This is a genomic window from Citrobacter sp. On2M (genome assembly GCF_018035235.1).
GTDB classification, from domain to species: domain Bacteria; phylum Pseudomonadota; class Gammaproteobacteria; order Enterobacterales; family Enterobacteriaceae; genus Citrobacter; species Citrobacter meridianamericanus.
Map to the genome: position 1 here is coordinate 296228 of NZ_WPCV01000002.1, position 12070 is coordinate 308297.

At 52.5% G+C, this 12070-nt stretch carries 10 protein-coding genes; 5 read left to right on the top strand and 5 right to left on the bottom strand.

Features of this window, described 5'->3' with window-relative positions; all coding sequences use genetic code 11:
• Positions 1-48: 48 nt before the first annotated feature.
• The 3 genes from On2M_RS03655 (at position 49) to On2M_RS03665 (ending at position 3281) form a co-directional block, all read left to right on the top strand.
• Positions 49-1524, top strand: a complete 1476-nt coding sequence (locus tag On2M_RS03655; protein ID WP_210904389.1) for a fructuronate reductase — start codon at positions 49-51, stop codon at positions 1522-1524.
• Positions 1525-1656: 132 nt separating this feature from the next.
• Positions 1657-2430, top strand: a complete 774-nt coding sequence (gene uxuR, locus On2M_RS03660) for a Uxu operon transcriptional regulator (RefSeq protein WP_210904390.1) — start codon at positions 1657-1659, stop codon at positions 2428-2430.
• A 647-nt stretch (positions 2431-3077) separates the two neighbouring features.
• Entirely contained in the window at positions 3078-3281 is a 204-nt protein-coding gene (locus On2M_RS03665; RefSeq protein ID WP_151216636.1) for a hypothetical protein, read from the top strand.
• A gap of 206 nt (positions 3282-3487) precedes the next feature.
• On the opposite strand, the gene On2M_RS03670 is transcribed toward On2M_RS03665, so the two are convergent.
• From On2M_RS03670 to On2M_RS03680, 3 genes are all read right to left on the bottom strand, one after another.
• Entirely contained in the window at positions 3488-4675 is a 1188-nt protein-coding gene (locus On2M_RS03670; protein WP_187259156.1) for an MFS transporter, read from the bottom strand.
• Positions 4676-4774: 99 nt separating this feature from the next.
• Positions 4775-6055, bottom strand: coding sequence for a DUF445 domain-containing protein (locus On2M_RS03675; protein WP_210904391.1), 1281 nt, complete (start codon positions 6053-6055; stop codon positions 4775-4777).
• Between the two features lie 75 nt (positions 6056-6130).
• Entirely contained in the window at positions 6131-7057 is a 927-nt protein-coding gene (locus On2M_RS03680) for a LysR family transcriptional regulator (RefSeq protein WP_187253674.1), read from the bottom strand.
• 219 nt (positions 7058-7276) lie between these two features.
• On the opposite strand from On2M_RS03680, the gene On2M_RS03685 reads away from it, so the two are divergent.
• Both On2M_RS03685 and metC read left to right on the top strand, forming a co-directional pair.
• Positions 7277-8509 (top strand): dicarboxylate/amino acid:cation symporter, encoded by a 1233-nt coding sequence (locus On2M_RS03685; protein ID WP_151216639.1) that lies wholly within the window; start codon positions 7277-7279, stop codon positions 8507-8509.
• Positions 8510-8540: 31 nt separating this feature from the next.
• Positions 8541-9731, top strand: a complete 1191-nt coding sequence (gene metC / locus On2M_RS03690) for a cystathionine beta-lyase (protein WP_210904392.1) — start codon at positions 8541-8543, stop codon at positions 9729-9731.
• A gap of 92 nt (positions 9732-9823) precedes the next feature.
• On the opposite strand, the gene mdtM is transcribed toward metC, so the two are convergent.
• A complete protein-coding gene (gene mdtM, locus On2M_RS03695; RefSeq protein ID WP_151216641.1) occupies positions 9824-11065 on the bottom strand; it encodes a multidrug efflux MFS transporter MdtM in 1242 nt (413 codons plus the stop codon).
• A gap of 323 nt (positions 11066-11388) precedes the next feature.
• Positions 11389-12039, bottom strand: coding sequence for a LysE family translocator (locus On2M_RS03700; RefSeq protein ID WP_210904393.1), 651 nt, complete (start codon positions 12037-12039; stop codon positions 11389-11391).
• Positions 12040-12070 lie beyond the last annotated feature (31 nt).

The following is a 12070-nucleotide window of genomic DNA, read 5'->3' on the forward strand; positions in this document are numbered from 1 at the left end:
TTTTTCTTTTCTCATCCGTTGGTCTTTCAACGGGTTCTGGAGTTCACGATGACAACGACAATTGCCAATAGCGACCTGCCGGTTGCGCGCCCTGCATGGGACAGCTCGCGCCTGCAATCCCGCATTGTTCACCTGGGATGCGGCGCTTTTCACCGCGCGCATCAGGCGCTGTACACCCATCATTTGCTGGAAACCACCGACAGCGACTGGGGGATCTGTGAAGTTAACCTGATGCCGGGTAACGACTGCGTACTGATTGAAAATCTGCGCAAGCAGCAACTGCTGTATACCGTGGCGGAAAAAGGCGCGGACAACACCGTGCTGAAAGTGATCGGTTCAATGAAAGAAGCGCTGCACCCGGACCTTGACGGCTGTGACGGTATTTTACAGGCTATGGCGCGCCCGCAGACGGCAATTGTTTCGCTGACGGTCACCGAAAAAGGCTACTGCACCGATGCGGCCAGCGGTCAGTTAGATCTCAATAACCCGCTGATTAAACACGATCTGGCGAATCCTACCGCGCCGAAATCGGCGATTGGTTACATCGTACAAGCGCTGTACCTGCGTCGTGAGCAGGGGCTGGCTGCCTTCACCGTGATGTCCTGCGATAACGTGCGTGAAAATGGGCATGTGGCGAAAGTCGCGGTGCTGGGGCTGGCGCAGGCGCGCGACCCGCAGCTGGCGCAGTGGATTGAAGCTAATGCCACTTTCCCGTGCACCATGGTCGACCGCATTGTTCCGGCAGCGACGCCGGAAACGTTACAGGAGATTGCCGACCAGTTGGGCGTTTACGATCCGTGTGCTATCGCCTGCGAGCCGTTCCGTCAGTGGGTAATTGAAGACAATTTTGTCAACGGTCGTCCTGACTGGGACAAGGTTGGCGCACAGTTCGTGGCCGACGTGGTGCCGTTTGAAATGATGAAACTGCGCATGCTCAACGGCAGCCACTCTTTCCTCGCGTATCTGGGCTATCTCGGCGGCTATGAAACTATCGCCGATACCATGACGAATCCGGCGTACCGCAAAGCGGCGTTTGCGCTGATGATGCAGGAGCAGGCGCCGACGCTCTCGATGCCGGAAGGCACCGATCTCAACGCTTACGCGACCCTGCTGATCGAGCGTTTTAGCAACCCGTCTCTGCGCCACCGTACCTGGCAAATTGCGATGGACGGCAGCCAGAAACTGCCGCAGCGCCTGCTTGATCCAGTGCGCCTGCATCTGCAAAACGCCAGCGGCTGGCGTCACCTGGCGCTGGGCGTGGCGGGCTGGATGCGCTACACCCACGGTGTGGATGAGCAGGGGCAGGCCATTGATGTTGTCGACCCAATGCTGGCTGAATTCCAGCGCATTAACCGACAGTACCAGGGGGCCGAGCGCGTGACGGCGCTGCTGGGGCTGTCTGGCATTTTTGGTTATGACCTGGCGGAAAACGCCGACTTTGTGGAGACCATTATTGCGGTGTATCAACAGTTATGTGAACACGGCGCACGTGAGTGCGTTGCGGCATTAAGCGCTGACGCATAAGCTCCGAACTATGACGGGTCAATCAAAATATTGGTTTGGTTGACCCATTTTCTGTTTTTGGCTTCCCGCAAATGCTATAGTTCGGTACTTATTCACCGTATCTGATTACACGCATCTGACGGACATAACACGATGAAATCGAACACTTCTCAGCAAAGACCCTACCAGGAAGTGGGTGCCATGATCCGCGATCTGATTGTTCAGACGCCGTACCAGCCCGGTGAACGCTTACCACCAGAGCGTGAAATTGCCGAGATGCTCAATGTCACTCGCACGGTGGTTCGCGAAGCGTTAATCATGCTGGAAATTAAAGGCCTGGTGGACGTGCGGCGCGGGGCCGGGATCTACGTGCTCGATAATGCGGATGCGCAGACCATCGACAGTACGGATGCAAATCATTGCAATGATGCGGGGCCGTTTGAGCTGCTGCAGGCGCGGCAGCTGCTGGAAAGCAATATCGCTGAATTTGCCGCGCTGCAGGCTACCCGCGAAGATATCGTCAAAATGCGCCAGGCGTTGCGGCTCGAAGAGCGGGAGCTGGCGTCCAGCGAGCCAAACGGTTCTGAAAGCGGCGACATGCAGTTCCATCTCGCCATCGCCGAAGCCACGCATAACAGCATGCTGGTGGAGCTGTTTCGCCAGTCATGGCAGTGGCGTGAGAACAACCCGATGTGGATCCAGCTCCATAGCCACCTCGACGACACTCATTACCGCAAAGAATGGATGGGCGACCATAAACAGATCCTTGCGGCATTAATCAAAAAAGATGCTCGCGCGGCCAAGCTTGCCATGTGGCAGCATCTGGAAAATGTCAAACAGCGCCTGCTGGAGTTTTCAAATGTAGATGACATTGATTTTGATGGTTATCTGTTTGATTCCTGGCCGCTGGATAAAGTTAATGCGTGATTTTCCTTCTCTCATAAGCGGGCTATTGCGGCCCGCACCGCACTTTTACGTATCCTTATTCATTGTCCTACCAGGCCGATATTCACGTTTTGAATGACACGTAAAAAATTGTTTCCATCGCCTCAAATGATCATTTTTCCGCCGTCTTTGTGCGATGGAAATTGATTTATATCAATTAAAAACAACTTATTTTCGCGTGCAAAAAAATGCGTTATTTACCTTATTTTTACCTTTCCGTGCTTATTTTTAGACAAAACGGATCTGGGTAAAGTGAGAATCAACGCGATCCCTGCAGTTATCAGGATAAGGCATATCGGCATAACTACGCATAAAAACAAGCGTTTCGCGTAAATGTATACATTAATGAGGGTGTGTAACTTATTGGCCATTATGATGTTTTGAGTTGTGGTATGTCTAACGTAAATTTCTCATGTTTTTTAATCAAATGAATAAAATCGAATAAGCGTAAAGTTAACATTACATATTGTTCCATAAACATGTCATCTTTCACTTGAAACATTGTTCCATTTTTCTGCTTTTTATTAACAATTTCATTACTATTATGACTGTATTTTGCCGTTGACATGTTTTTACACTAACTGCATATTTCATAACCATAAGCGTGTCATTACGTTCAGGAGTTGAAAATGCCATCTCGAGACTATCCCGATATTCGAAAACCCAGAGGGACCCGATCAAAAGATATGGTTCTTTTAAGTGCCCGTGTCGATACCTCTTTATGGGAATATGTGCGAACGCTGGCATTTGAAACACGAAAAAGCAAACAAGATATTATTGCTGAAGCATTAATGTTACATCGCTCTGTTAATAAGAGTGAAAGTTTAGAGTAATGACTCTCTGTCCGGGTTTTGTTTAAAACCCAAGAATGAAATATGTCTTGCTACTTCACTTTGAAAGTCAGTTTGATGGCGTAAATCGGGAAGATATTTATAGCCATTTTTCATCAAGAGTGTTTAATCTGACAAAGTTATTAGCTTACGGGATACTTTTTAAACCGTGACAGGTATTTACCTGGATATATTGTTGCTGCTTAAGATTATATTCTTTTAGCGGTGATGAATCGCTGTTTGTATAATTGTGCGGCGCTAATTAACGCGGCGAAAAGCAGCGCTGCCGCACCACACAGTGTGGCGTTGATGATGGCAACTGCGCCGCTTCCCAGCAGGCTGGTTAATAGCGGTCCGAGAATTTGTCCAATGCCGTATGTCAGGGTGACCAGACCCAGCAGATTAATATTGCGCGGCACGCTAAGTTGACGGGCGAGCGGCATCACCAGCGACGTGGTGCCCATAAACGTTGCACCAAAACCGACGCTGCTTATCACCAGCAGCGGCAAGGAATCGCTGGCGAGCGTCATGACCACGCAGGCGCTTTGTATCAGCAAATTCGCCGTCAGGCATTGCAATACTCCCCAGCGTCGGGCGGCCCACAGCCAGGCGAAACACCCCGGAATAATCGATATGCCAACCAGCGACCAGAGATGAGCCGTCAGCAGAGGCGAACCGGCGCTTTTCGCCATCAGTGGCAGGTAGGTGGCGACAATGATGTAACCAAATCCGGCCAGCCCGTACAGCAGCGCCAGCAGCCACCAGGACATCGGCTGATGCTCTGTTTTTACCGGGGGCGCGGCGGGGAGCGTATGGTCGCGAGAGGGCAGAAGCATAACCAGTAGCACAAAGAACAGAGCCGAGGCTGCCGCTGCCCCTAACCACAACGTGTGTGATGACAGCGCAAAGTGCAGACCACTGATGACATATTCATTACCCATCAAAATGCCAGCGCCAACGCCGGAGAACAACGCGGCGATCACGAAGGGATGACGGGTATGATGCAGAACGATCATCGAGCCAAAGATCATCATACCGGCACTGGCGACGCCCGCCAGAAAGCGGATCAGCATGACCAGCACAGGCTGTGTAAAGCTGGCCATCGCCAGAATCAGTCCGGCGGTGGCGAGTGCAGAAATTAACAGCATCGGGCGTAAGCGTGAGGGAAGGTGGAAGAGCCCGAAGGAGAAGAGCAGGCTTCCCGCCAGATATCCGGCGTAGTTGGCGCTGGCAATCCACGAGAGCTGGTCAAACGTAAATTGACCTTCCGACAGCAGTACCGGCAGCATTGGGGTATACAGAAAGCGCCCAATCCCCATGCCCAGCGTTAAGACCAGCATGCCAAAGAGTGCGACGCTGATGGCATGGCGATTTGAATCTGGACTTCCCTGAGACATACGCACCTTGATTTCACACAGTGAGTCGGGTGATTGTTATATTACATGTGTAAATGATAATGAAAAGTAAAAAAATAAACGACGCAAAAACCTTTCTCCTTAAAAATTCGCCAGCGTCAGCAGGGACGGAATTTGTGACAACAGATATAACACCAGCCCAATAGAACCTCCGACCAGCGTGCCGTTAACGCGGATAAACTGCAAATCTTTGCCGATGTTTAACTCAATTTGCTGTGACATATCGCGTGCATCCCAACTTTTCACTGTGTCGCTGATATGGCGTGTCAGGAAGGAGGCAAACTCCGGGGCAACTTTATGTGCGGCCTGCTCCAGATGCCCATTGAGTGAGGCACGCAAGGCGCTGTCAGCAACCAGCGTTTCGCCAAACCACTGCCCGGCGCTGGCAATGCGCTGCTTCACGCGGGAATCGTCGGCGTTAATATCTGTTTTCACCCACTGGCGCAGATCTGCCCACAGTTCGCCAAGATAACGGTTGAAGGCTTCGTCTTCCTTCAGATAGCTTTTCATGCTTTCGGCCCGCACTGCCATCTCAGGATCGTTTTTGAGCTTGTCGATGAGCTTAAACGTGGCGCGATCGAACGCGTGGCGGATCTGATGCGCTTGATCGTGGCTGATGTCATCCAACAAGGAGTTAACGGCTTCCGATACCAGCTCGGCGCTGTGTTCGCCCAGCCATTCGGTCGGCAGGATCTTTGCTTTCAGCGGATGCTCGGTCTCCAGCCAGTGCACTATCTGTCGGGCGATAAATGTCCGCGAACTGTCGCGCTGGAGCAGGGCAATAAGCTGGGCAATGAGCGTGTCGAGCAGTACCTGATGGCGATTGTTTTTGGTCATGCTTTCCAGCATCAGAGCACTGGTTCCGGAGAGATCGACCTTGTCGATGGCTTTGTGCACCGCCCGCTTGATCAGCCGCTGGATGCGAGCGTCGTCGGTCAGCTCCAGAAAGCCGCTCATGATCTGCAGCAGATGTTGACCAATACGCTGGGTGTTTTCCGGCTGGCTGAACCAGTTGCCGATTAGAAGCGCCGGTTCATGGCGGCGGATCAGAGCTACCAGAGATTGGGTATCGAGGAATTTCTCTTGCACAAACTGCCCGAGATTTTCGCCGATCCGATCCTTATTGCGAGGGATAATCGCCGTATGTTGCGAAATAAACGGGATCGGCACCCGACGAAAAAGCGCCACCACAGCGAACCAGTCCGCCAGCGCGCCTACCATCGCTGCTTCAGCGATCGCCTTGGTCCCGAGAACCCAGAAATTAGGCGGCAGAAACAGCGTGATGACGAAGGTGGCGGCCGCAATCAGCAGCAATGAGAGCGCCAGTCGCTTGGCGCGTTTGAGTTCAGCAATTTTATTCATAGGCTTAAGGATAGAGCCAGACGGGGGGATCGCGCAAAAAATGTGGTGCGCGTCCCATTTTCAGGCGGAGAGACCTTACTTCGGGATCCAGTTGTCCCAGGCGGGTAAGGGGCCGAGTTCTGCCACCAGAAAATCGATAAACGAACGCACTTTCGGGTTGCTGTACTTGCTGGGAAAGTACAGTGCATACAGGGTGTGAGTTTCACAGGTGATGGTGCCGTCGAGCATTAGCGGCGTGATCTCTTCTTTTTGAATATGATCGCCAATCAGATAAGTGGGCAAATACGCCACCCCCTGATCTTCTAACACCGATTTCAACAGCACCAGACTGCTGTTGGCCTGGATCGGCATATGCAGTTTTAACTGATGCAGTCGATCCTGTTCATCTGCCACCTTCAGCACCGGCGTGAGGCCCGGGTAAACCAGGCAATCATGATCTACCAGATCGCTCCGGCGCTGGGGCATGCCTTTTTTGGCAAGGTAGCCGGGTGAGGCACAGTACGCCCAGCGAACAGGCACCAGTTTGCGCATCGCATAGTTTTGCGGCGGTGCGGTGGAAATTCGCAGGGCAATGTCGAAATCCGTTTCGTTCAGATTCACAAAGTTATCGTTGAGATCGATATACAGATTCACATCCGGGAACTGGGAGCGATATTTATCCACCAGGTTCACCAGTCGGGAATAACCAAACGCAATGGAGCAGGTTATACGTAATTCACCCTGCGGGTTATGGTAATAACCGGAAGTAGTGTTCAGTGTTTCATCGAATTCTTTCAACAGCTTGTTAGCGCGATTAAAGAGATATTGCCCGGCATCGGTCAGGGTAATACTGCGGGTGGTGCGTTTAATTAATGTCGTGCCTAACGTATCTTCCATCGCCGCCAGGCTTTTGCTGACCGCAGACGGCGAGACGTTGAGCTGTGCCGCGGCTTCTGACAATCCTCCGCAGTCGACGATTTTAGTAAAAAACTCAAGATGCTTAAGTGAAATCGGCGTACTCATAATTTCCTTAAATTCACAAGTGATTTGCAAAAACGGTACGAATAGGCCGTTACATTCATCTTTTAAACATGCAACTATTGAATCACAGGAAACAACTTGCTGGCAAAATGAAAAAATAACAACTTAGGTGAGTTACGTCACAAAATAAAAGGAGGCGAAACGGAAACTCATCACATTGTGAATTTAATCTCATTAATTATTATTCTAAAGGTACCGATTATGTGGTCACGACTCGAACCCTACAGATCGTCGATTATTTTATTAGTTGCTTTGGTGATTGGCGGCTTATTAGGCATTTATGCCCCATCGTTTGCAGGTAAACTCCAGCCTATAGGTCAGATATTCCTGAACCTGTTATTTATGATTATTGTGCCGCTGGTGGGGATCAGCGTCATGTCGTCCATCGCCAGTATGACCGACCTGAAAAGGTTAGGGCGCATCATGGCGATAATCTTTATTGTTTCGATCGCGATGGCCTTTATTCCGGCGGCCGGGATCGTCGCGCTGGCGCTATGGTATAACCCGGCGCAGGGCGTCACTATCGATCTCTCGCAGTCGGTGCAGGCGGGCAGTGGCAAGATGGATTTTGTCAGCATGATCACCACCAGCGACTTTATCGGACTGTTTTCTAAGTCCAATATTCTGGCGCTGATCGTAATGGCGATCATCGCCGGAGTGGCGATTGGGCAATCAGATCAGGCCGGTAAACGCATTGCGTCGCTGCTGGAAGATGCTAATACCGTGATCATGAAGATCGTCTCGATCATTATGAAGGTGGCGCCGGTTGGTCTGGGCTGTTATTTCGCGGCCACCATGGCCAGTCAGGACTCTGCACTGCTGTTAACCTTTGCCCGTGCTATCGGCCTGTTTATGGTCGCCACGTTGGTCTACTTTGTTTTTGGCTCGATTATCTATTCGTACATTGGCGGCGGTGTTCCAGCAGTCAAAGCCTTCTGGCGAAACGCGATTGAACCCTCCGCGACCGCGCTGGGAACCTGCTCTTCGCTGGGGACGCTCCCGGTGACCCTGCGTGCCGGTAAGGCGATGGGGATTAACCCGGAAATCGTTGATGTTTCCATTCCGCTGCTGGTTAACCTGAACAAAGGCGGCGTGGCGATGATTGCCGCGCTGAAAATTGTCTTTATCTATTCCGTACTGGGCATGGAGTTCACTACCGAAACCTTCTTCCTGACGATGCTGATTGCGGTGCTCTCCGCCATTATCGTCGGCGGCGTGCCGGGCGGGGCGTTCCTCGGTGAAATCTTTATCGTCACCACGCTGGGTCTGCCAATGGAAGCGATCCCGATGCTGGTGGTGCTGGGCACCATTACCGATGCGCCAGCCACGTTGATTAACGTAATCCATGATTTGAATGCGGCGCAGATTGTTGAACGGTTCGCTGGAAAAAAGCAGATCAACACTGAAATAAACTCTACTGCTACGGTGGTATAGATTTTCACACGGATTAAGAACAGGAGATGTTATGAAAGACGCAATGAAGCTTGAGACGCACCTGGTTGTTGCGGGTCGCGACAAACGTTATACCCAGGGAGCGGTGAATCCGGTGATCCAACGCGCCTCTTCGCTGGTGTTTGATACCGTGAAGGACAAGAAATTTGCCACCGCCAATCGTGCGAACGGCGAACTGTTTTACGGTCGTCGCGGCACATACACGCACTTTGCTTTCCAGAAGGCCATGAGCGAGCTGGAAGGAGGCGTTGGTTGCGCGCTGTACCCGTGCGGTGCGGCGGCGGTCACTAATGCGATTCTGGCGTTTGTTCAAAGCGGCGACCATATCCTGATGACCGGCGCGGCCTATGAACCAACCCAGGATTTTTGTAATAAGATCCTGAGTAAATTCAACGTTGAAACCACCTATTACGATCCGCTGATCGGCCCGGGTATTGTCGATCTTCTGCGTCCTGAAACGAAAGTGGTATTCCTGGAATCCCCCAGTTCAATCACCATGGAAGTGCAGGACGTGCCGGGAATGGTGAAGGCGATCCGCGCGGTGAACCCGGAGATTGTCATTATGATCGACAATACCTGGGCAGCGGGTGTGCTGTTTAAAGCGTTGGATTATGGCGTGGATATTTCCATTCAGGCGGGAACGAAGTACACCATTGGTCATTCGGACGGCATGTTAGGCACGGCGGTGTCCAACGCCCGTTGCTGGGATCGCCTGCGTGAAAATTCCTATCTGATGGGACAAACGCTGGATGCCGATACGGCCTACAACGGCAGCCGTGGATTGCGCACCCTGGCTGTACGCCTGAAGCAGCATCAGGAAAGCAGCATCCATATTGCCCGCTGGTTGTCGGCCAGACCGGAAGTGGCGCGGGTGAATCATCCGGCCTTACCGGAGTGTCCGGGGCACGAGTATTTTCAGCGTGACTTTACCGGAAGCTCAGGTCTGTTCTCGTTCGTGCTGAAAAAGAGACTTACCGACGAGCAGATGGCGAATTTCCTCGATAACTTCTCGCTGTTCCATATGGCTTATTCGTGGGGCGGGTTTGAGTCGCTCATTCTGGCGAATCAGCCGGAGGAACTGAACAGCATTCGCCCGGCAGGAGAGGTGGATTTCAGCGGCACGCTGGTCAGGGTGCATATCGGCCTTGAGGATATCGACGATCTGATTGCCGATCTCGAAGCGGGATTTGCGCGTATTGCTTAAGGTGATGTGAGTTGTGTCGGATGTGGCGCAAACGTCATATCCGGCCTGTTGCAACTATGCAGGCCAGATAAGCGTAAGCGCCATCCGGCATGTTAGCTCTCTGTGGCTAACGTCGTCGCCTCATGCTGGCGCACCCGTTTGAGCAAGGCTGCCAGCGTGAACACGACAGCGATCCCCGCCACAACCGCCAGCAGATGAAACGAGATCCTGCCACCGTTAAACCACAGCCAACGCCCGATTTCGACAGAAACCGCCATCACCGTCAGGATCACCATATTCAGTGACGCGGAAACAGTGCCCTTCGGTAAGTTGTTGGAAAAAAGCGTAAAACGAAACAGCGTTGGGAAGATCATTCCAATGCCAAACGCATACAGGCTGGTTCCCAGCACCGACCACAGCCAGACGTGCGGCCACAGCAAATTACCCGCGATCAGCACCGCTAACCCGCTCAGTTGAACAGGCACGGCGCGCCAGATAAAACTGGGTTGGGTTGGATCCTTCACAAAACGAACCACCACCATATTGGCGACGATCACCGCACCAAATACTGGCGCCTGCGCCCAGGCAAACTGCGATGTGGTCATGCCGCCCGCATCAATCAGGATCACGGGTGAGACTGCCACCCAGCTCATCATCGGGATATAGCTTAGCGACAGCGTGGCTGCGCCAAACAGGAATACCCGGTTGCGGAAAACGTCGCGGAAATCGCGCAGCACGCCACGCGCGCTGAACGGCACCGCGCCGCGCTGGACGGTTTCCGGCATTGCCAGTAGCAGGCCAACGAAGGCGATAAGCCCCATGACGGCAATAATGGCAAACAGAAACTTCCAGTGGACAAAGTGCATTAGCGCAGCCCCGGAGAGTGGGCCAATAACCGGCGCAACCAGCACAATGGAGGTGATTACCGCCATCAGCTTAATGGCCTTCGTTTGCCCAAACGCCTCCTGCACCGTGACATAACCCACAGTGGCGATAAAGCAGATGCTGGTGCCCTGCACAAAACGCGCAACCAGAAATTGCGTCATTGAGGTGGTGAACAGCGTGGCCGCGCAGGCGAGCGTAAAGATTAACGCACCCGCAATCAGCACCGGTCGACGACCAATCCGGTCTGAAAGCGGGCCTAACAGCCATTGCAGCGCCATGCCGCCTGCCAGATAAAGGCTCACTGCAGCCGGTGCCAGGCTGACATCGGCGTTGAAATCGCGCACGACATTAATGATGCCGGGTTGGATCAGGTCCGTCGACAGATAGGCGGCGAAGTCGTACAGAATCAACGCGATGGGGAAAAATAGCGTCGTGGCGCGTTGGGAGAAAAACGCGAAAATCCGTTGCATAAAACAGCTCCTTGTCGGGAGAAAACCCTCAACGGGAATAGCGAAATTCAATACCGTCTTTGAGACGTCAGGCCGATGACAGAAAAATGCAGACTGCAAATGTACTGAATTTCATGTAATCAAAAACGCTGCCCGCGCAAGGCGCAAGCAGGAGAAACGTTTTCAGACTCGGGTCAGAAAACGTAACGATTACAGGTAACAATCAGCACATCGCACCTCGGGAAGAATTAGTTGAATGGATAATAGCCACCCAAAGTGTAATGCGGATTGGATATTAATTAAACGAGTTTATCCGCTTTATTTGCAGAAATTCATCTCGCTTATCAGAAAGTGATGCTCTGCAGAAAACGCAGCACGATCGCACCGCCGAAGACAATCAGTACGCCCCCGGCGATATGCTCTACCCACAATATTCCTCTGGTTAACCGTCGCTGGATCTGCGGTAAACCTATGAACATAACGATCAACAGATCCCACACCAGCACCACGCTGGTCATCCAGATCCCGCTCACGGCTTGTTGCAGCAGCGTCACCGATGGGCCGAGCAGTGCGGTCATCAGCGCCAGATAAAACAGCGCATTTTTGGGGTTGAGCAACGACGAACCTAACCCCAGCAGCAGCTGTTTGCTAAATCCCGGGCAGGTAGACGGGGCGTCTGCTCCGGACAGGGTTTGCGGGCGGCTGCGTATTAGCAGGCTGCCTATCCACAATAAATAGAGCGCGCCCACAAGCTCAATAACCGTAAACAGCAGGGGACGTTGGCGCAGGATCCCCCAACCGATAATCGCCAGCAGGATATACAGCCCATTGCCTATGGCGATACCCACACACAGCCCGGTGCTGCCGCGCATCCGGTAACGGGCGGCGTAACCGACCAGTAAAAAGAAGTCCGGCCCGGGGCTTAGCAGAGCGACAAAATGTGCCAGCGCCAGTGCGGGAAAAACCGATGGAAAAAGTACAGAAAGCAGTGACATAGCGACCTCAGAGAATGAACCTGCGATCACC